Raw genomic sequence first — 20,767 nt, 5'->3', positions numbered from 1 at the left:
CTAGTCGTTGCGCAGACGGATCAGACCCTCCTGGGCCGTTGATGCCACCAGCTTGCCGTCCCGATTGAACAACTGGCCGCGGTTGAAGCCGCGTGCGCCGCCCGACCACGGACTGTCCGTGTCGTAAAGCAGCCAGTCACTCATATCGACATCATCATGGAACCAGACCGCGTGATCGAGGCTGGCCGACTGCATCTTCTGCGTGATCCAGCTGACCCCGTGCGGCTGCATGCAGGTGCTCAGGAGCGCCATGTCGGAGGCAAAGGCGAGCACGGCGCGATGCATGACCTGGTTATCGCTCTGCAGATCGGTGCAGCGGATCCAGATCTGCCGCTTGGGCTCGCGCTTGCGTGGATCGACCGGCGACCAGGGGTCGACGGGACGCATCTCGATCGGCCGCGGACGGGTCATGAACCGGTAGAAGGGTTCGGGCACCTGGTCCTTCATCCGGCGCAGAAGCTCGACCTCGGTTGGCAGATCATCAGGCGACGGGACATCACCGAGATCGACCTGGTGAGACAGCCCGGTCTCGGTCCGATGGAAGGATGCCGTCATGTTCAGGATCGGCTTGCCGCGCTGCATGGCGATGACGCGCCGGTTCGAGAAACTGCCACCGTCGTAATCGCGCTCGACACGGTAGACAATCGGAAAGTCCTCATCGCCCGGCCGCATGAAATAGGCGTGCAGGGAGTGGATTTGGCGATCAGTATCGACCGAGGCAACGGCCGCCGTCAGCGCCTGGGCGATGACCTGGCCGCCAAACACCCGACCCCGGCCGCCCGGATTGCGGCGGCCGCGATAAAGGTCGACATCAATCTCCTCGACATCCAGCAGATGGACCAGACCGGCCGCCAACTCGGCGGGTGTATACACCCGGCGCGCCTTGGCTTCGTCTTGCGTCTTGTCAGCCCCGTCCATGATGGCCCCTCGATTTTATTGTGCAGGACAGCAAGTGTGGACCGCGTCTGCACAAAATTCCAGCTTCCGGTACGGTGCCTTGCAGAGGCACCCCGGGCAAGGCGAAGCCGGCTCCGATGGAGCCGGCTTCTGTCATTCAAGTCTGATTGACGCCGCTATGCGGCCGGGCGTCAGGACGCGACCAGACGCAGGGACTGGGTCGGCGCATCCCAGGGTAGATGCTGATGGTCCAGCATGACCATATTGTCCCGGTTCACAATCTCCGGCCGGGCTTGATAGCCCAGCAACGCCTTGACGTCCTGGTCGGTGTGACGGGCCAGCATCATGGTCTCGTCCGACGAGAAATTGGTCAGGCCGCGAGCGATCTCGTCACCGCTTTCCGAATAGACGTGCAGCACATCGCCCTTGGTAAAGTCGCCATGGATCTTCACGACATAGTCGCGGCTGAGGCCGCTGGTGCTGGTGGCCAGTGCCTCGGCTGCCTCGTCGGTGATCACAAGACCGCCGGCGCGGTGCAGGCGGTTGGTCAGCCAGACCGCCCACGACGAGGCCGGCGTGCCCTTGGCGACGCACTTGGTGTGGCGACGCTCGCCGCTCAGCACGGCCGAAACCGGACGGTCAATCCTACCCTCGGCGATCAGCGTGGTGCACCCGGCATTCTGGGCCAGGTTTGCGGCCTGGATCTTGGTCAACATGCCACCCGAGCCGAGCGAGCTCGTACCCGAAGTGACTTCGAGATACTCGGTGACATCCTCGATCGTGTCGACGAATTGCGCTTCCGGATCCGAGGGATCGCGATCATAAAGGCCATCAATACTGGTCAGGATGACAAGATGATCGGCCTGGATCATCTGCGCCACCTTGGCGGCCAGGCGGTCATTGTCGCCGACCCGGATTTCCTCGGTCGTCACGGTGTCGTTCTCATTGACGATCGGCATCATGCCGCGCTCGAACAGACGCTGAATGGTGTTCTTTGTGTTGAGGAAGCGGCGGCGCTCCTCGAGATCTTCCAGCGTCACCAGAATCTGGGCGATATCAAAGCCGTGCTCGTGGGCGACCTGCTTGTAGGCGTTGAGAAGCAGCGGCTGGCCACAGGCCGCGGCGGCCTGCTTGTCGAGCACGCCGGCATCCTCGGGGGAGGTCTGCATGGCATTCAGGCCCAGCGCGACAGCGCCAGAAGAGGCCAGGACAACATCATACCCCTCGTCACGGAGCCGCGCGATGTCGGCCAGCAACTCGTTCATGAAGGCATAGCGGAGGGTCAGCCGGCGGTCATTGGCCAACAGGCTGGACCCGATCTTGACGACGATGCGTTTACGCTGGCTCACACGGTTCTCCTGGATAGCGCGCCAACTTTTGGTGCAGCGCAAAACCTGCGGGCAAAATATTTAGCATTCGAAATTTTTCAACCCCATTCTTGGAGCAAATGCTCTCTGAAAGCCGTTAATCGGGACCTAATTGTCTTATTTTTCTATGCGGCGCTGACCTTTCGGCTCCGAAGACACAACCGCATATATAATTTGAACTCGAAATTGTTGTTGCTATATACCCCAGAAACAGGCTCGAGACGCTACGGCGGATCGGGCATTTTCATGTGGGATGAGGGATCGCCGGTCCGGCGCCACGCCCTGAAGACGGAGCAGGCTAGGCATGGACATACTGCTGGTAGGATGCGGAAAGATGGGTGGCGCGATGCTGCGGCGATGGCTCGATGCCATGCCGGCCCGGTTCACGGCCGTGAACCGGAGTGGTCGCGCGCTGCCGCCGGGCACCGAACACGCCGCCAGTGTCGACGCCCTTGCCGGCCGCCGCTTCGATGCGATCATCATCGCAGTCAAGCCACAGCAGATCGCCGAGGTCCTGCCGGCCTATACGGGCCTGCTGGCCGAAAATGGCTGTTACGTCTCGATTGCCGCGGGCTATTCTGCGGCGTCCCTTGCCGGACTTGTCGGCGACAAGCCGATCATCCGGATCATGCCCAACCTTCCCGCGCTGATCGGGCGCAGCGTCAACGGGCTCTACGCCAATACCGCCTGTGAGACCCGTCACCGCGAACTCGCAGACCAGCTGGCGAAGACCACCGGCACCGCGATCTGGCTTGACGACGAAGACGAGCTCGACCGCCTGACCGCCGTCGCCGGCAGCGGGCCCGGCTATGTCTTCGAAATCACTCGCAGCTATATCGCCGCTGCGCAGGCGCTCGGCTTTTCCAAGGAGACCGCCCGCAAGCTGGTCCTGGAGACGCTTGGCGGCGCCATCGAAATGGCGACCCGCTCGGACGAGGATGTTGCCGAGCTGCGGAATTCGGTGATGAGCAAGAAAGGCACGACCGAGGCTGGGATCAATGCCCTGCGCCGGGACGGCCTTCTCGATCAGCTGCTGCTCGACACCACCCGCGCGGCCTATGACCGAGCGGTCGAACTTCGCTAGTTGCCCTGCGTCCGCTTCTCCACAACACTCAAGCCCCCAAGGAACCCATGTCAGATCGTATGCAAGCCTATATCGAACAACTCGGCCGCCAGGCCCGTGCCGCCTCACGCGTTCTCGCGACAGCGTCCACGGAGCGCAAGAATGCGGCCCTGATCGCCGCTGCCGCAGCCCTGCGCATGCGGGCGAACGACCTGCTCGAGGCTAACCGCATCGATGTCGACAGCGTGCGCGAGGCGGGCAAGCCCGATGCCTTCATTGATCGCCTGATGCTCGATTGCGAGCGCGTCGAAGGCATGGCGCGCGCGATTGAATCGATTGCCACCCTGCCCGACCCGGTTGGTCGCATCCTGGCGGAGATTGATCGGCCCAACGGCCTGCGCATCGAGCGCGTCGCCGTACCACTCGGCGTGATCGGGATGATTTACGAGTCCCGCCCCAATGTCGGCGCTGACGCCGGGGCCCTGTGCCTGAAATCCGGTAATGCCGTGATCCTGCGCGGCGGCTCGGAAAGCCTGAACTCGACCCGCATTATCGTCGAGTGCATGAAGGAAGGCCTGCGCGAAGCGGACCTGCCGGACGAGTCCATCCAGATGATCGACACCTCCAATCGCGCCGCGGTCCAGCACCTCCTGCAATGCACCGAATTCGTCGATCTCGTAATCCCGCGCGGCGGCAAGGGCCTGGTCTCGCTGGTTCGCGACCAGGCGCGCGTCCCCACGCTCCTGCACCTGGACGGCAATTGCCACACCTACGTCCACGCTGGAGCCGATCTCGACAAGGCGGTCGCCATCATCGAGAACGCCAAGCTGCGTCGCACCGGCGTTTGCGGTGCGACCGAGAGCCTTGTCATCGACGAGGCCGTCGCCACTGAACTCCTGCCCCGCCTGCTCGACCGCATGACAGCGTGCGAATTCCGTGGAGACGAGGCTGCGGTCGCGATCGAGCCGCGCATCAAGCCGGCCGAGGACGCCGACTGGGACACCGAGTATCTCGACGCCTGCCTGTCGGTGAAGATCGTCGACGGTCTCGAGGCAGGCATCAACCACGTCGCAGCCCACTCATCGGCCCACACCGACGCCATCATCACCGAGAACCTTGATGCCGCGAGCTGTTTCCTGTCGATCATCGACAGCGCGGTGGTCATGCATAATGCCTCGACCCAATTCTCCGATGGCGGAGAGTTCGGGATGGGCGCTGAGATCGGTATCGCCACGGGCAAGATGCACGCCCGCGGCCCGGTCGGCCTGGAGCAACTCACCTCATTCAAATACCTGGTGCATGGCGAGGGGCAGACGCGTCCCTGACCGGCGCGGGTTGCTGCTGGCCTTGAGCCGCACGCCGAACACCTCAATCTTCCACCTTCCGTTTCGCTGAACCCAAGGCAAGTCCATGGATATTGAAGCTCTTATCTCTTTGGCGCTCTACTTCATCCTGATGATGGCGATCGGGCTCTACGCCTATCGCAAGTCCACCGATGACGTGTCCGGCTACATGCTGGGCGGACGCCAGTTGCACCCCGCGGTCGCCGCACTTTCCGCCGGCGCTTCGGACATGTCCGGCTGGATGCTGATGGGCTTGCCCGGCGCCATCCTGCTCACCGGCATGTCGGAAAGCTGGATCGCCATCGGCCTGATGATCGGTGCCTACCTCAACTACAAGCTCGTGGCGCCTCGATTGCGGGTCTACACCGAGGTCGCGGACGACGCGATCACCATCCCGGACTATTTCGAGAAACGCTTCGGCGACCGTTCGCGCATGCTGCGCGTCATCTCGGCCATCGTGATCGTGATCTTCTTCACCATCTACACCTCGGCGGGTGTGGTTGCCGGCGGCAAGCTGTTCGAGGCCTCCTTTGGCCTGAACTACCAGATCGGCCTGTTCGTGACGGCCGGTGTGGTCGTGGCTTACACCCTGTTCGGCGGCTTCCTCGCTGTCAGCCTGACGGACTTCGTTCAAGGCGTGATCATGTTCGTCGCCCTCATCCTGGTGCCGGTCGTAACGATCATGCAGCTGGGTGGCTTCGGTCCGACAATCGACGCGCTCAGCACGCTGAGCGTCGACGTCAACGGCTGGGACAAACCCTATCTCTCGATGATCCCGCAGGAGAGTCTGGGGCTGGCGATTGTCGGCATCATCTCGACCATGGCCTGGGGTCTGGGCTATTTCGGCCAGCCGCACATCATCGTGCGCTTCATGGCCGTGAAGTCCCTCAAGGACGTCAAGGTCATGCGCCGTATCGGCATGAGCTGGATGCTGATCACCGTGATCGGTGCCGTGCTGACCGGTGCAGCGGGCCTCGCCTATGTGAAAAGCCAGGGTATCCAGACCGCGGAAGGCCTGCATGTCGCGCAAGTCGTTGACGCCCCAACCGACGCCACCACGACGATGGGCGAGCTCGAGAATATCGATACGACCGGCGCCTTCGCCGATGGCGACGTGGTGCTGAGCGACCAGGAGACGATCTTCATCCTGCTCTCCCAGGTGATCTTCCACCCCTATATCGCCGGCTTCCTGCTCGCCGCCATCCTCGCGGCGATCATGAGTACGATCTCGTCCCAGCTGCTGGTCTCATCGAGTTCGCTGACGGAGGATTTCTACAAGATCTTCCTGCGACGCGGGGCTAGCCAGAAGGAGCTGGTGCTGGTGGGCCGTCTCTCCGTTCTCGCGGTTTCACTGGTTGCGATCGGACTGGCTTTCAATCCGAACTCCAACATTCTCGGCCTGGTGTCGAACGCGTGGGCCGGTTTCGGGGCCGCCTTTGGCCCGGTTATCCTGGCCAGCCTGTTCTGGCGTGGCATGACCCGTCTGGGCGCTCTGGCCGGCATGATTGCCGGTGCAGTGACGGTGCTGGTCTGGATCTACGGCCTCCAGCTCTCGGGCGTGATGTACGAGATCGTGCCGGGCTTCATCGTCTGCCTGGTGACGCTGTACGTCGTCTCCAAGGCGACGGCCAAGCCGGGCCCGGAAGTCACCGATTATTTCGACGAGATGCGCAAGCGCGTCAAAGCCGGATAATCGGGATATCGACCCGGACAAAAGAAGGCGGCGACCGATCGGGTCGCCGCCTTTTTTTCTCGCCCGTAAAACCTGTCCTCGATAGTCAGGGCTTCATGGCGGACGCAGCGGCGGCATTGGCGGTGATCGTCGCCCAGTCACCCGCCTCGATCATCGCCCCGGTCGCAATCCAGGAGCCGCCAACACACACCACATTGGGCAGGGCCAGATAGTCCGGCGCCATCTCGCGGGTGATCGAGCCGGTCGGGCAGAAGCGGATATCGGGCAGGGGCCCGGCGATCGACTTGAGATAGGCGCGCCCACCGGCCTGCTCGGCCGGGAAAAACTTGAGCACTTCGAAGCCCGCCTCGACCGCACTCATCGCCTCACTGGCAGTCGCAACCCCGGGCAGAACAGGGAGGCCACAGGCCAGCAGCGCCGGAATGAGTTCCGGTGATAGTCCCGGCGAGACCAGGAAATCCGCACCGGCCCGCATGCTCGCGGCGACCTGTTCCGGCGTGCGGATTGTGCCCATGCCGATGATCATGTCCGGCTCGGCCTGCTTCATGGCTGTCAGCACATCAAGCGCCGCCGGGGTCCGCAGGGTCATCTCGACAACGGTCAGCCCGCCGGCCTTGAGGGCGCGCGCCAGAGGCGCGGCTTTCTCGACCTCGCCAACCGTCAGGACCGGGATGACGCTGGCGGCGCGAACGAGGGTTTCAAGCGTGATGATCATGAGGTGGAAGCCCCCTGTTCGGCCAGGGCTGCAGCGCCGCGCAGGGCGGCACCGTCAGACTGGATGAGGTGAATGGGTATATCGGACACATAGCCGGACATCGGTCCGCGGCCAAGGAAACGCGACCTGAACGGGCTCGTCTCGAGCAGCGTCTGTATACGCGGCAGGATACCACCGCCGAGATAGATCCCGGCCCGCGCGCCCGCCAGAACCGCGACATCTCCGGCGTAACCGCCGAGGGCGGCGTAGAAGAAGTCGACCACGCGAGCGCCCATCGAGCCGGGCTCGGCGAGGGCGTCACGGGTGATCTCCTCCGGCCGATCCCCGGTCCAGGCCTTGCCTTCGATCTGGCACAGGGCGCGATGGATGTTGACCAGGCCACGCCCCGACAGGATCCGCTCCCATGACACGAAGCCATATTCCCGGGCCAGAATGCGGCCGACCTCGATTTCCAGATCCGTACGCGGTGCAAACCCGGCATGGCCACCCTCTGTCGCGACCACTTTGAGAGTGTCGCCATCCGGGATCAGCAAGCCGAGCCCAAGCCCGGTCCCAGGCCCCAGAACGGCGATGGGCGTATTCTTGATCGGGCGACCGGCGGCGATCTCGGCAATGTCGGCAGCCGGAGTCAGCGGCGCGCCGCGGGCCTGTGCCTCGAAATCATTGACCGCGATCAGCGTCTCCATGCCCAGCTCACCGCCGAGTTCGTCGGGCCGGAAGCTCCACGTCGCATTGGTCAGCTGGACCCGGCCGGCCCGGATGGGCGAGGCAACGGCGAAGCAGGCACGGGTCGGACAAGCGCCTTCACAGCTCTGCAGATAGGCCATCGCGGCATCGCGAAGATGCTCGAAGTCCTCATTCTTCAGTCGCCGGACCTGGTCGAGATCGAAGCCGCACGCCACGCTGCCGCGCGCGATCGCGAAACGGGCATTCGTGCCGCCGATATCGGCGACCAGATAGCTCGATTCCTGGCTCATACCCGGTAGGTTCCGCTTCTCGATTGCCGTTTGAGTACGAAACCCCAGGCATCGAACCTGCGGGTCATCATCCCCAGTCGGACACTCTATACGACAAATGTTACCCCTAACATAGACTCCGGTTTCAGCCCGACCGCCGATCGCATCTTTTCACCGCGCCCGGAACACGCCAGACAAGACGCAGACATGGCAGAAACCTCGAGGGGAAAGACAATGAGCGACCTGACCGGCAAAACTGTTGCCATCACGGGGGCATCGAGCGGCCTAGGCCAGCACTTCGCCCGACTGCTGGCCGATCGAGGCGCCAATCTGGCCCTGATGGCACGCCGGACCGACCGGCTAGAGGCCGAGGTCGAGGCCCTGCGCGCCAAGGGCAGCAAGGCCGTCGCCATCGCTCTGGATGTGAGCAATGTCGGCGCCATCGGGCCGGCGCTGGACGCGGCAGAAACAGAGCTCGGTCCGATCCACGTGATGATCAATAATGCCGGTGTCGGCGGGGAAGGCATGGCCCTCGACATCACGCCGGAGCATTTCGACCAGACTTTCGCGGTCAATACGCGCGGCGTCTATTTCGGCGCCCGGGAAGCCGCCAAACGCATGCTGGCCTCCGGTGTCGCAGAGGCCAGCGAAGCGCGCATCATCAATATCGCCTCGATCGCCGGCCTGACCGTCCTGCCCGGCCTGACCGCCTATTGCGCCTCCAAGGCCGCCGTGATCTCGATGACCAAGGGCCTCGCCCGCGAGTGGACCCGCCAGCACATCGCCGTCAATGCGATCTGCCCCGGCTATATCGAGACCGAGATCAACGCACACTGGTTTGCCACCGAAGGCGGCCAGAAGCAGATTTCCCGGATGCCCCGCAAGCGCCTGATGGACATCACGGCACTCGACGAGGCTCTCCTGATGCTGGCCGGCCCGGCCGCAGGCCAGATCACCGGCACCGCCATCACGATTGATGACGGGCAGGTGCTCTGATCAGCGCGGCTGGCTGACGGCGGGTACGTCCGTGAAGGGCTGGATGCCGAACTCCGGATAGATCTCGGTCGGGTAATAGAAGGTCCCGTCGGCGGCAACCAGGGCGATCGTCTTGATGTCCTTGAAGTCGACCGTCGGATCACCCGGCACCAGGAAGAAGTCGGCCAGCATGCCGGGCGCGATGGTGCCCAGCTCGTCATCGACGCCGAGATATTCGGCCATGCCATGGCTGCCCCAGGCGATGATCTCGGCCGGGGTCATGCCGATATTCTGGTACAGCTCCAGCTCGCGGTGATGGGCGAAGGATCCGCCCAGGTCGGTACCCGGCACAATGAAGATGCCGGCTTCGCGCATCATGCGGAGCGTTTCGGTGATCTGGTCGAAGGCACCGCGGTAATTGGCGTCATCTTCCGGCGTGGCGATGTCGGCCCAGGCACTGCGCGCGCTGCGTTGCGTGTCGACCGGCATGTGGTCGATGTAATCGACCACGCCGGGCGAAACCTCACCATTGCGGGACAAGAGCAGGGCTTCATGGATGGCGTAGGTAGGATCAATTGCGACGCCGTTCTCGGCCATCGTCCGGATCGTGGCCTGGACCGGCTCGCTGTCCAGATCCAGCCCCGGCAGGCGACGCAGCGCGGTCAGGCGGAGCAAGGAGCGCGTGTCCTCGCCCTGTTCCAGCACCCATCCCAGCATCACCTGGTTGATATGGGTCATCTCGTCATAGCCGGCGGCGATCATGGTGTTGGCGTTGGTGAAGGCCGGCACATGGCCGGCGACCCGCAGACCATTGGCGTGGGCCGCCTCGATGATCGCCGGAACCCATTCCGGGGTCATCGAGTTGTAAATCTTCACCTGGATGAAATCGCCACTCGCGGCATAGGTTTCCACGGCGGCTACGGCTTCCGCCTCACTGGAGACCAGAATGCCGTTATTGGAGCTGAATGGGCTCTGACCCTCGATGAAACCACTGCGGTGAACGCGCGGACCAGCCACTTCGCCAGCTTCGATACGGCTGATCAGCTCGTCGAGTACAGCGTTGTTATTGCCCATATCGCGCACACTGGTGACACCGGCTGCGATGTTGAGGAAGGCACTGGTCTCGCCCATGTGCGCGTGCATCTCGAACAGGCCGGGGATCAGCGATCCACCCGCACCGTCAATTTCGGTCTCGCCGGCCCGCGTGGCAACATCAAGCGCCTCGATCGCGGCAATACGGTCGCCCTCGACCACGACCGAAACCGGTTCGCCAAGGCTCAGCGTCGCCGGGTCGAAGACGCGGACATTGCGGATGCGGACCGGGCCGTCATAGTCATGCGCGACCCGGGACTGGATTTCCGCAAAGCGGCTGGCGCCATAACCGGCCGCCAGACCCCGCAGGCGTTCATCCTCACCTTCATAACCCGCTTCCAGAATGGCAAAGCCCGGCGAGATCACGCCGAAGAAGGCCCGGTCATCCATCAGGAAATAAGTCGGATTCTCGCTGGTGCCGGACAGGCCATAGGCCGTCACGTCACGGCTGGTCTCACCATTGCTGACGGTCAGTTCGTCAACCTCGGACAGGCGCAGCTCACCGCCCGGCAGGGCCGCGATGGTCATGTCGTCGCGATCCATCAGGGCGCGCGCGGCAATCGCCAGCCAGTAGGGGCTGGCATCCTGCGGGACATAGAAGGCATCGCCATCGGGGATGGCCTGGTCGGAGCCGGTTGAATCGGTCCAGCGGGCTTCGCTGTCGACATAGGCGAAGCTCTCATCAATCGGATTGCCGAAGGTCGAGGCTCCGGCAATCGACCAGCTCGTCGGCAGGCCTTGTGCGTCGAGCTCGATGGTCTCGGTCACCGTCGGGCCGCGCCCGTTATTGCGGTATTCGTACTCGATGCCATAGCCGCTCTCGGACGGGCGAATCTCTAGCGCACCAATCTCAGTGCCGCCGACCAGAACCGTGAAGGTCTGGGCTTCCGCCGCGCCCGGTGCTGCGGCCTCGCTGCCGGCCGACCCCTCGGACGTGGCGTCGGTTGTACTCGGCTGGCTGCAAGCCGCCAGCGCAACCAGCGCCAGGCTGGCCCAGATCGGTTTCATGGTCGTGGACATGGTTCTCTCCCCCGAGGCAATTCGTTGCGGGCAGGGTTAGCACCGTTTCAGAACCCTGTCTGCACGATCCCGATCCGGGATCGGGATCAGGGCAGACAAAACGGGGACGGCCCGGTAAATGTCGTCGGACAGCCTGTGCCTGCGCGTTGGCAAATGGTTGACGGGGCGCTCATGACCGATTTCCTGCTACTCGCTTTCACCTTCCTGATTGCCGGCGTCATTGCCGTACCGGTGGCGACCCGTCTCGGACTCGGATCGGTGCTGGGCTATCTGATCGCGGGCATCGCCATCAGCCCTCTTCTCGGCCTGCTCGGCGTTGATATTATCTCGATCCAGCATTTCGCCGAGTTCGGCGTGGTCATGATGCTCTTCCTGGTCGGGCTGGAGCTTGAACCCCAGCGCCTGTGGGAGATGCGAGGACGGCTGGCGGGGCTCGGCGGGCTTCAGGTCGGCGGCACGACTCTGGCAATCACCGCGATCGCCATGGCCTTCGGGATTGGCTGGACCATCGCGCTGACAATCGGCCTCGTCCTGTCGCTGTCCTCGACGGCCATCGTGCTGCAGACCTTCAACGAGAAGGGGCTGATGAAGAGTGATGGCGGACAGGCCGGCTTCTCGGTTCTCCTGTTCCAGGACATCGCTGTCATCCCGATGCTCGCCCTGATCCCGCTTCTGGCCCTGCCGGAGCTGGTCGAGGCCCTCTCCCACGCGTCAGACCATGGCAGCGAGGATCATGGCTCGACCCTGAGCCTGGTGGCCGACCTGCCCGGATGGGCGGCGGGCCTGGTGACCCTCGCCGCGGTCGGCGCGGTGATCCTGATCGGTGGCTTCCTGACCCGGCCGCTATTCCGCTTCATCGCCAAGACCGGCCTGCGCGAACTGTTCGTGGCCGCCGCCCTGATGATGGTGATCGGCATTGCCTTGCTGATGTCACTGGTCGGTCTGTCGCCGGCGCTCGGGACCTTCATTGCCGGGGTCGTTCTGGCCAATAGCGAGTACCGCCACGAGCTAGAATCCGATATCGACCCCTTCCGCGGCCTGTTGCTCGGCCTGTTCTTCATGACCGTCGGGGCCGGGATCAATTTCGCGCTCCTGTTCAACGAGGCGGCGTTGATGATCGGCCTGACGCTGGGTCTGATCGCGGTGAAAGCGGCCGTGCTCTACGCGCTCGCGGTCCTGTTCAAGGTCCGCGGCTCGGATCGCTGGCTGCTGACACTGGGCCTGGCCCAGGCCGGTGAGTTCGGATTCGTGCTGATCTCCCTGACGGTCGCCAGCGCGGTCCTGCCCGACGAGATCGCGGCGCGCCTGTCTTTGATCGTCGCCATGTCGATGTTGCTGACGCCCCTGCTCTTCATCATTCACGACCGCCTGATCGCCCATCATTTCTCGACCGAGCAGGCCGAACGGGAGGCCGATGCGATCGAGGAGGTTCACCCGATCATCATCGCCGGCCGCGGCCGGGTCGGCGGGATTGTCGACCGCATGCTGAGCGCCGCCGGCTATCGGGCGACCGTGGTCGATTACAGCTATAGCCAGCTCGAGATGCTGCGCGCCTTCGGGTTCAAGGCCTATTTCGGCGATGCGACCCGGCCCGATCTGTTGCATGCCGCCGGCATCGGCGAAGCGCGTCTGCTTATCGTCACTATCGACAATCGCGAACAGATCAACGCCTTGGTACGCTATGCCCTGCACACCTATCCGGGCCTTCACGTGATCGCACGGGCCGTGAGCCGCGACCATGTCTACGAGCTCTACGAGATTGGTTGCCGCGACATCATTCGTGAGACCTATGACAGCTCGATCCGGATCGGTCGCTCGGCCTTCGAGGCCCTCGGCGTCGAGCATGATCGCGCGGTCGGGATGGCACAGGCCTTCGACCAGATGGATCGCCGCTCGATGATCGAGGTCGCCGATGTCTTTGACACCAGCATGTCGGCCCATCAGAACACGGCCCTGGTCGAACGCGTCAAGGCGATCAATGAAGAGTGGGAACCCGAGCTGCGACAGCGCATGGATGACATCCGGCTAGGGCGACAAGACACGGAATAACGGCCTCGGACTGGCGCCCTCGAAACGGGGGATTTGCCCTGACTGCGACCAATTGCCAGCTGCGAAGTGCCGCGAAAGGCTCTAAAGCCGCAGGATGAGATCGAAACGCGCTCATAGCCTCGCCACACTGGTGACCGCGCTTGCCTTGCTGCAGCAACTCCTGCTGCCCGGCACGATGGCGCTCGCCGAGGCACGCGGCGTTGATCTGGCGGGACTGATGTGCGGGCCGGGCCAGACCAGGCTCGACCCCGAATCCGCGGCCAATGCCGACATTCTGGCCGAGCTTCTGGAAACACCCGACACGCCGTCCCAGACCAGTGATCACTGCCCGCTCTGTGCGGTCTCGCACGGCCCGGCCCTGGTCGCCCCCGTCCTGACACTGCCCGTGTGGCCGCTGACCCCGTCCACCTACGACACCCGCCGCGAAACCACCCGGCCCCAAACGCCGCGCGGTCCGCCGCTCGGCTCCCGCGGCCCACCTGCTCTCATCTGATGTCAGATCAAACCGGTTCCGCCTCGCGCGGAGCCAGACGGGCTTGGCCCGACGCGCCTTGCAAGGCCGTATGAGAGATTGAAAACATGACCCAGTACTTGTCCCCGCTCCTGTCCGGAGTGGCCCTGATCGCCATGGCATCCCCTGCTCTGGCTCAGGAAACCGACCCTGCCCTGCAGGATGTGATCATTGTCGCGGGCTCCCGCCTCGACTCCCCCGCTCACCAGGCTGTCACGCCCGACGCCGCGCCCCTGCTCGGCAGTGACATCACCTTGCTGACAGCCCGCATCCCGGGCGCTGCCCGCATCGGCAATGGCGAGCTGTCAGGCCAGATGCAGTATCGCGGCCTGTTCGGGGAAAGACTGAATTTGCGTGTGGATGGCCAGCGCTTCGCCTCTGGCGGTCCCAACCTGATGGACCCGGTTTTCCATTACGCGCCAGCGCCGCTGGTGCAGGCCGTCATCATCGATCGCGGTGTCAGCCCGGTCTCGGCGGGTCCAGGCCTCGCTGGTGGCGCCGACGCAGTGTTCAAGCGGATCGGCTTCGGCGAGACCGGTGATACCGCGCTTCACCATGACCTCACCGTCGGCGGGCGCAGCGTGAATGACAGCCTGTCGGTCGGCGGTGTGGTGGGCGCCGCAAGCGCCGACTGGCGCGTCAACCTGCTGGGTGCCTGGGAAGAGGGCAGCGATACCGGATTTGCCGATGGCGTCATCGGCGGAACCGGGTTTGAGCGCGGCGTCTTCGGTCTCTCGGCCGGAGCCCGGACCACGCTCGGCGAGGTTTCGCTTGACCTGCGGCGCCAGAATACCGGGCCGTCCGGCAATCCCCCCTTCCCGATGGACATCCAGTATTTCGACACCGATTTCGCCCGCCTCGCCTACGCTCACGACTTCGGAGCCATCCATCTTGATGCCTCCGTTCATGTCACCGACGTGGCGCATCTGATGGATAATTTCAGCCTGCGTCCGTCTCCGGCAGCGATACAGACACGCGCCAGCCTTGCCGACGCCACAACGCGCGGCGGCGAGATCGCGCTCGGTCTGGAGGCCTGGGGGGGCCGCGTCGAGTTCGGAGTCGACACGGAGACGGTGGATCACCATGTCTCCATCACCAATCCCGCCAATGCCGATTTCATCGTCACGCCCTTCCCCGACATTCGTCTGGAGCGAACGGGCGCCTTCATCGAATGGACAGGACCGCTTGGCCCGGTGCAGTCGCAAGTCGGGCTTCGTGTCGACCAGAACCGCCACGACGCTGGCACCGCTGTGCTCGGCAGCGCCCTGCCGATGGCTCCGCGCATGCTGGCCAACGCCTTCAACGCAGCCGACCGGTCGGGCGATGAGCTGACCGTCGATGCCGTGGCAAGGGTCTGGACCCCGGTTCGCAATCACCTGTCCTGGCGTGCCACGCTCGCCCGCAAGCAGCAGGTGCCCGGCTATATCCAGCGCTATGGCTGGCTGCCGATCAGCGCCAGCGGCGGCCTCGCGGACGGCAATATCTATGTCGGCGACCTCGCACTCGAGCCGGAGACGGCGTGGATCACGGAGATCGGCTTCGACTATGCCAGCGCACGCGCCTATCTGCGGCCGACGCTCTATTATCGCCAGGTCGACAATTACATCCAGGGCACGCCCTTCGACGCCACACCGGGCATCCTTGACACACCGGTGGAAATGATCGCCGGCATGAATGGCGATCCGACCCCGCTCCTGTGGCGCAATACCGATGCCCGCCTCTACGGGTTTGACCTCGACGGCGGCTATGACCTTGACGGGCCGCTGCGGATCGATGGCGTGCTCAACTATGTCCGCGGGGAGCGTCGCGACATTGATGACAATCTCTACCGCATAGCCCCGCCGAGCCTGCAGCTGGGCCTGACCTGGGACGCCAGCGTCTGGTCGGCGACCCTCGAGGCCCGCGCCGTCGCCGAACAGGACAGGCTGTCTGCGACGAACTCGGAGACGGCGACCGATGGCTATGTCGTCCTCACCGCCTATGGCGACTGGCAGGTCCGCGACGGGGTCAGGCTCTCGCTCGGTGTGGAGAACCTCCTCGACGAGGCCTATCAGGACCATTTGTCCGGCTTCAACCGGAACAGCTTCGGCGACGTTCCTGTCGGGGAGCGCCTGCCCGGTAGCGGACGCGGCGCTTTCCTGCGCCTCAGCATCGCGGGATAGGCCTGCGGAGCTGAACCGGCGACGTCGGCAGGGAGGAGGCCAGACGGCTCCTGCCCTGCCGGCCCTTGCCCGCTGGCGTACAGGACGACGCTGTACTGATGGCGGCACCACAATGAGCGCCTCTATGGCTCGCTATAAAAAAATCGATTGGATTTATCGCTCCTCCCTTGGGACAACAGTGTGAAGGCGGCTCATCCAGGGCCAGGCCACATAACGGATACCAAGGGAGGCAGCTCATGGACGGCAATGATCCGAATTCGGTCGGCAAATGCCCCGTCATGCATGGCGGCAACACGACATCACAATCCAGCGTCATGGATTGGTGGCCGCGGGCGCTCAATCTCGAAATCCTGCACCAGAAGGACAGCAAGTCTGATCCGATGGGACCGGACTACGACTATCACAAGGCCCTCAAGACGCTCGATTTCGCGGCCCTGAAGAAGGACATGCACGCCCTCCTGACCGAGAGTCAGGATTGGTGGCCCGCCGACTATGGTCATTACGGTGGCCTGATGATCCGTCTCGCCTGGCACTCCGCCGGCTCCTATCGCCTTGCCGACGGTCGCGGCGGCGGCGGCAGCGGCAATATCCGCTTTGCGCCACTCAACTCCTGGCCCGACAACGGCAATCTGGACAAGGCGCGACGCCTGCTCTGGCCGCTGAAGAAGAAGTACGGAAACAAGATTTCCTGGGCCGACCTCATCCTTCTGGCCGGCACCATCGCCTATGAAAACATGGGCCTGAAGACCTTTGGTTTCGGCTTTGGCCGCAAGGATATCTGGAGCCCGGAAATCGACACCTATTGGGGGGCCGAGAAGGAATGGCTCGCCCCGTCCGACACCCGCTACGAGAATGTCGACCAGCCCGATACGATGGAAAACCCGCTCGCGGCTGTGCAGATGGGCCTCATCTACGTCAATCCGGAAGGCGTGAACGGAACACCCGATCCGCTGAAGACCGCTGGTCAGGTCCGCACCACCTTTGCCCGCATGGCCATGAATGACGAAGAGACCGCGGCCCTCACCGCCGGTGGTCACACCGTCGGCAAGGCCCATGGCAACGGGGATGCCGGCGCGCTCGGCCCCGAGCCGGAAGGCGCCGGCCTCGAGACCCAGGGCTTTGGCTGGATGAACCCCAATCTGGATGGCAAGGCCAGCAACGCCGTGACCTCCGGTCTGGAAGGCGCCTGGACGACCAATCCGACCCAGTTCGACATGGGCTATTTCGAGCTTCTCTTCGGTTACGAATGGGAACTCAAGAAGAGCCCGGCGGGCGCCCATCAATGGCAACCGGTCGGCATAAAGGAAGAGCACATGCCGGTCGATGCGAGCGATCCCTCGATCCGTCGCATGCCGATCATGACCGATGCCGACATGGCCATGAAAATGGATCCGGCCTATCGCGCGATCTGCGAGAAGTTCATGGCCGACCCGGCCTATTTCAAGGACACATTCGCACGCGCCTGGTTCAAGCTGACCCACCGCGACATGGGACCGAAGGTTGAGTATTTCGGGCCGGATGTACCGTCGGAAGACCTGATCTGGCAGGATCCGATTCCGGCCGGCCCGACCGGCTACAAGGTCGACAAGGTCAAGAAGGCCATCGCCAAGAGCGGTCTGTCGATCGCCGACATGGTCGCCACGGCCTGGGACAGCGCCCGCACCTTCCGCGGGTCGGACAAGCGCGGTGGCGCCAATGGTGCCCGCATCCGGCTGGCTCCGCAGAAGGACTGGGCGGGCAATGAGCCGGATCGCCTGGCCCGGGTGCTCGACGTGCTCGAGCCGATCGCCAGGAAGACCGGCGCCAGCCTCGCCGATGTTATCGTGCTGGCCGGCAATGTCGGCATCGAGCAGGCGGCCAGGGCCGCCGGCCACAAGATCGAGGTGCCGTTCGCACCCGGCCGCGGCGACGCCACCGATGCGATGACCGATGCCGGCTCCTTCGACCCAATGGAGCCGCTGGCGGATGGCTATCGCAACTGGCAGAAGGCCGATTATGCCGTCAGCGCAGAGGAAATGCTGCTCGACCGCACCCAGCTGCTAGGCCTGACCGGTCCGGAAATGACGGTTCTGGTCGGCGGCATGCGAGTCCTCGGGACCAATCACGGCGGGACGAAGCATGGTGTCTTCACCGATCGCGAGGGCGCGCTGACGCCGGATTTCTTCGTCAATCTGACGGACATGGCCTTTACGTGGGTGCCCACTACTGACGGCGCCTACGAGGTCCGTGACCGCAAGACCGGCGCCGTCAAGTGGACCGCCACACGGGTCGATCTGGTATTCGGCTCGAACGCGATCCTGCGCGCCTATGCCGAGGTCTACGCCCAGGACGACAACGCCGGGAAATTCGTCACCGACTTCGTGGCGGCCTGGACCAAAGTCATGAATGCAGACCGGTTCGACCTCGCCTGATCAGCCAGCCCGAGCGCTGACAGATCCGATACAATGAAAGGGGGCGGCTCCTGCGAGCCGCCCCCTCTTTTTGTCTGATCACTGACCGCCCGGCCTAGGTTGGCGGCGTGAAATGTTCGGCACTGAAGCTGTAGGCCGGCGCCGCAAGGGCCCCACCTGCCGGGGCAACATCGATCGAATAGCCGACATCACTGCACACGCCAGGCGCTTCCGGCATGGTGCGGTTGAACACCATCAGGGCGACATGCTCATAGGCCCGCGTATCGACACTCCCGCCACGCCCCAGCGGGATGACAAGCACTTCGTCACCATTCTGGGCAAGAGCGAGTAATTCCAGCCCGTCATCCCCCCTCAGGGAAAACTGGTAGCGCCCGTCAAGACCGACCGTGATGTAGTTCGCGCCGAGCTGCTCGAGCCCACCCTTGGCCATCCAGCCGCGTTCGGAATCGAGGGTGTGATGCACCCGCACCGTGCTGTTGAACAGCGGGGCCAAGTCATAAGCGAGCGCGAAATTCTGGGCCCGCCAGCGCTGGATCACGTCCGGGATGGTCGTGCCGACGGTTTCCAGCGTCGCGGCGAGAGTCTCGAACCCGTCGAGCTCGACCGAATTCTCCCAGATATCGACGACGATGCCTTCGCCATAGCTGTCCGCCATGGATTGCAGCAGCGTCCACTGGGAATAGTCAAAGCCGCTCTCGCTGGTCGTCCAGCAAATTTCCGGAGCGTCAAAGTCGGTCGCGACATAGTCCGTCGCATCCTGGTCGCCGCCGACTGTGGTCGTCTCGGTCCAGGAGGCAGTCGCTTCATAAAGCCAGTCGAGGCCCTCCTCGCTGTCATAGCCGAACTGGACGACATGGTTGAACTCGTGGGTCGCCGTGGCCCGCATCAGGGCATGTACAGGCGCTTCCTTGCCCATGCCGACAAAATCATTGTCGATCACGAAGACGGTGCGCGCCGCCGAGGCCTCGTGGACGTCGGTCGTATTGACATTGTCGAACACGATCTGCACCGGATAGGTGACACCCATCGACCCGTCAGCATCAGCGACATAGGCACGGTAGCGGCCATCATCGTCGCGAATGGGCTCCGCCCAGCCGATCCGGGACACCTGGACGTCGAGCATTTCCTGCAGCGCTTCACCGACAGACTGCGCATAGGCGGTCGACGACGCATCAACGCCTTCAAGCGTGTAGTGAACACGGAAATCTTCCGTCTCGATCGTCAGTTCCGGCCCGCTCAGCGTGACCCGGTTCTCCAGCAGCCCCTGGAGCGTATCGACCACCGAGGCGTCGACATGAGAGAGCTCCAGAACGAACTCGCCACTGCTTTCGCCACTGCGATAGCGCTGCAGTTCGAGCGTGTAGCGGCCGGCTTGAGGCGCGGTGAAGGCAATCGCCGAGTTCAGCGATCCGTCGCCGCGATCATCATTGAGGGCGACCGGATAACCGTCGGCTCCGACCAGACGCAGGACGGGATCGAGATCACCGCTGGTCGCGTCGGCCACCGCGAGCAGGGTCTGCCCCGCGGCCAGGTCGATCTCGAAGGTGTACTCGCTCTGGCGATTGTCGAGGGTACCCTCATGCCGAGCAAACGGCTCACGTTCGATGGTGGTGAAGTCAAAGGGCACGTCCGCATTCGGATCGAGAGCCAGGGACAGCATCAGATCGCCCGTGCCACTCCCGCCATAGGTGCCGACCTCAACGAAGAAACGTCCGGCCGCGTCAGGCTGGAAGACAAGCTGCGAGTTGAGGCTGCCATCGCCGCGATCATCATTTTGCGCCAACACCGTACCGGCGTCGTCGAGCAGGGTGAGCGTGGTATCGAGATCCTCGGTCAGGGCGAAGGTTGTCGTGACAAGAATATCGTCAGCAGACAGGTCCACCGGAAAGCGCTCACTGGTCCGGCGCGCATTGAGCGACATGACCTGTTCCTGGATCACCGAGGATTCCCAGGACAGACCGAAATCGACCCCATCCCGGACCGTCAGTTCATAATCACCCGTAGCGCCACCATAGCCGGTCACGACCGCCATGTAGCGCCCGCTTGTCGTCGCCATGTGAATGATCTGCGAGGTCAGGATACCCGGCTCGCGATCATCGTTCTCCGCCAGGGTCTGACCGTCGGGGCCGACCAGCGTCAGAATCGTATCGAGGCCATCGACCGAGGCGGTGGTGAGGGTGACGAGCTGGCCGGCTTCCAGCGTGATCTCGGAGACCGAGCGGGGCGCCGCTTCGGTGACACTGCCGGGGAAAACCCGATCAGCAGACGACTGCGCGACCGCGCTGCCCGCCAGACACACAAATGCACTCACAACAAAACCGACCCGCACAGGCACCTCCAAAACGCAAAGCGACCGGATGAGCCCAGATCAGCTTTCAAACCACCGATGTAACGGCAACTCGAAATGACCACAAGCCGAGGGCCATTCCAAGGCTCCATGCGGAAACCGATGTTCCGACGTGGATAGCGAACGGATGGCCCTTGGCGAACACCGTTCACTCCGCCTAGTGTGG

Annotated in this window: 14 protein-coding genes; 8 read left to right on the top strand and 6 right to left on the bottom strand. The window is 63.7% G+C overall.

Annotated features, from left to right (window positions below; genetic code table 11):
- Together AAA969_RS01435 and proB are read right to left on the bottom strand one after the other, a co-directional pair.
- A complete protein-coding gene (locus tag AAA969_RS01435; protein ID WP_338242830.1) occupies positions 1-918 on the bottom strand; it encodes an acyl-CoA thioesterase in 918 nt (305 codons plus the stop codon).
- Positions 919-1,088: 170 nt separating this feature from the next.
- Positions 1,089-2,246, bottom strand: a complete 1,158-nt coding sequence (proB, locus tag AAA969_RS01430; protein WP_338242828.1) for a glutamate 5-kinase — start codon at positions 2,244-2,246, stop codon at positions 1,089-1,091.
- Between the two features lie 322 nt (positions 2,247-2,568).
- On the opposite strand from proB, the gene AAA969_RS01425 reads away from it, so the two are divergent.
- The 3 genes from AAA969_RS01425 to AAA969_RS01415 all read left to right on the top strand — a co-directional run bounded on the left by AAA969_RS01425 (position 2,569) and on the right by AAA969_RS01415 (position 6,363).
- Positions 2,569-3,348, top strand: coding sequence for a pyrroline-5-carboxylate reductase (locus AAA969_RS01425; RefSeq protein ID WP_338242824.1), 780 nt, complete (start codon positions 2,569-2,571; stop codon positions 3,346-3,348).
- A gap of 47 nt (positions 3,349-3,395) precedes the next feature.
- Positions 3,396-4,652, top strand: a complete 1,257-nt coding sequence (locus AAA969_RS01420) for a glutamate-5-semialdehyde dehydrogenase (RefSeq protein WP_338242820.1) — start codon at positions 3,396-3,398, stop codon at positions 4,650-4,652.
- An 85-nt stretch (positions 4,653-4,737) separates the two neighbouring features.
- On the top strand, positions 4,738-6,363 hold the full coding sequence (locus AAA969_RS01415) for a sodium:solute symporter family transporter (RefSeq protein WP_338242818.1): 1,626 nt from the start codon (positions 4,738-4,740) through the stop codon (positions 6,361-6,363).
- 85 nt (positions 6,364-6,448) lie between these two features.
- Here AAA969_RS01415 and eda read toward each other — a convergent pair whose 3' ends face one another.
- Positions 6,449-7,078 carry a bifunctional 4-hydroxy-2-oxoglutarate aldolase/2-dehydro-3-deoxy-phosphogluconate aldolase gene (gene eda, locus AAA969_RS01410; protein WP_338242816.1) on the bottom strand — a complete coding sequence of 210 codons (630 nt, stop codon included), beginning with the start codon at positions 7,076-7,078 and terminating at the stop codon, positions 6,449-6,451.
- Positions 7,075-8,055, bottom strand: coding sequence for a glucokinase (gene glk / locus AAA969_RS01405; RefSeq protein ID WP_338242813.1), 981 nt, complete (start codon positions 8,053-8,055; stop codon positions 7,075-7,077). Before glk ends, eda begins: the two co-directional genes overlap by 4 nt.
- A 213-nt stretch (positions 8,056-8,268) precedes the next feature.
- On the opposite strand from glk, the gene AAA969_RS01400 reads away from it, so the two are divergent.
- Positions 8,269-9,030 carry an SDR family NAD(P)-dependent oxidoreductase gene (locus AAA969_RS01400; RefSeq protein ID WP_338242811.1) on the top strand — a complete coding sequence of 254 codons (762 nt, stop codon included), beginning with the start codon at positions 8,269-8,271 and terminating at the stop codon, positions 9,028-9,030.
- On the opposite strand, the gene AAA969_RS01395 is transcribed toward AAA969_RS01400, so the two are convergent.
- Entirely contained in the window at positions 9,031-11,121 is a 2,091-nt protein-coding gene (locus AAA969_RS01395) for an amidohydrolase family protein (protein WP_338242809.1), read from the bottom strand. It abuts the gene before it with no gap.
- Positions 11,122-11,292: 171 nt separating this feature from the next.
- On the opposite strand from AAA969_RS01395, the gene AAA969_RS01390 reads away from it, so the two are divergent.
- From AAA969_RS01390 to katG, 4 genes are all read left to right on the top strand, one after another.
- Positions 11,293-13,170 carry a cation:proton antiporter gene (locus AAA969_RS01390; RefSeq protein WP_338242807.1) on the top strand — a complete coding sequence of 626 codons (1,878 nt, stop codon included), beginning with the start codon at positions 11,293-11,295 and terminating at the stop codon, positions 13,168-13,170.
- A 94-nt stretch (positions 13,171-13,264) separates the two neighbouring features.
- Entirely contained in the window at positions 13,265-13,663 is a 399-nt protein-coding gene (locus tag AAA969_RS01385; RefSeq protein WP_338242805.1) for a DUF2946 family protein, read from the top strand.
- A gap of 86 nt (positions 13,664-13,749) precedes the next feature.
- Complete coding sequence (locus tag AAA969_RS01380; RefSeq protein ID WP_338242804.1) at positions 13,750-15,843, top strand: TonB-dependent receptor domain-containing protein; 2,094 nt, start codon at positions 13,750-13,752, stop codon at positions 15,841-15,843.
- Positions 15,844-16,079: 236 nt separating this feature from the next.
- Complete coding sequence (gene katG / locus AAA969_RS01375; protein ID WP_338242801.1) at positions 16,080-18,254, top strand: catalase/peroxidase HPI; 2,175 nt, start codon at positions 16,080-16,082, stop codon at positions 18,252-18,254.
- A gap of 94 nt (positions 18,255-18,348) precedes the next feature.
- Here katG and AAA969_RS01370 read toward each other — a convergent pair whose 3' ends face one another.
- Positions 18,349-20,565: a PPC domain-containing protein gene (locus AAA969_RS01370; RefSeq protein WP_338242800.1), complete on the bottom strand. Its 2,217-nt coding sequence runs from the start codon at positions 20,563-20,565 to the stop codon at positions 18,349-18,351.
- Positions 20,566-20,767: the final 202 nt, after the last annotated feature.

Source organism: Maricaulis maris, from assembly GCF_036322705.1.
Classification (GTDB): Bacteria; Pseudomonadota; Alphaproteobacteria; order Caulobacterales; family Maricaulaceae; genus Maricaulis; species Maricaulis maris_B.
Note: the sequence above shows the minus strand (reverse complement) of the source record. Positions and strands in the feature narration are given on the sequence as shown.

What these genes read in the sequence shown, in the direction of transcription:
- AAA969_RS01425 (WP_338242824.1), top strand. Translation starts at nt 2,569, where the DNA reads ATGGACATACTGCTGGTAGGATGCGGAAAGATGGGTGGCGCGATGCTG.
- AAA969_RS01400 (WP_338242811.1), top strand. Translation starts at nt 8,269, where the DNA reads ATGAGCGACCTGACCGGCAAAACTGTTGCCATCACGGGGGCATCGAGC.
- glk (WP_338242813.1), bottom strand. Translation starts at nt 8,055, where the DNA reads ATGAGCCAGGAATCGAGCTATCTGGTCGCCGATATCGGCGGCACGAAT.
- katG (WP_338242801.1), top strand. Translation starts at nt 16,080, where the DNA reads ATGGACGGCAATGATCCGAATTCGGTCGGCAAATGCCCCGTCATGCAT.
- AAA969_RS01395 (WP_338242809.1), bottom strand. Translation starts at nt 11,121, where the DNA reads ATGTCCACGACCATGAAACCGATCTGGGCCAGCCTGGCGCTGGTTGCG.
- AAA969_RS01435 (WP_338242830.1), bottom strand. Translation starts at nt 918, where the DNA reads ATGGACGGGGCTGACAAGACGCAAGACGAAGCCAAGGCGCGCCGGGTG.
- AAA969_RS01390 (WP_338242807.1), top strand. Translation starts at nt 11,293, where the DNA reads ATGACCGATTTCCTGCTACTCGCTTTCACCTTCCTGATTGCCGGCGTC.
- AAA969_RS01420 (WP_338242820.1), top strand. Translation starts at nt 3,396, where the DNA reads ATGTCAGATCGTATGCAAGCCTATATCGAACAACTCGGCCGCCAGGCC.
- AAA969_RS01380 (WP_338242804.1), top strand. Translation starts at nt 13,750, where the DNA reads ATGACCCAGTACTTGTCCCCGCTCCTGTCCGGAGTGGCCCTGATCGCC.
- eda (WP_338242816.1), bottom strand. Translation starts at nt 7,078, where the DNA reads ATGATCATCACGCTTGAAACCCTCGTTCGCGCCGCCAGCGTCATCCCG.
- AAA969_RS01385 (WP_338242805.1), top strand. Translation starts at nt 13,265, where the DNA reads ATGAGATCGAAACGCGCTCATAGCCTCGCCACACTGGTGACCGCGCTT.
- AAA969_RS01415 (WP_338242818.1), top strand. Translation starts at nt 4,738, where the DNA reads ATGGATATTGAAGCTCTTATCTCTTTGGCGCTCTACTTCATCCTGATG.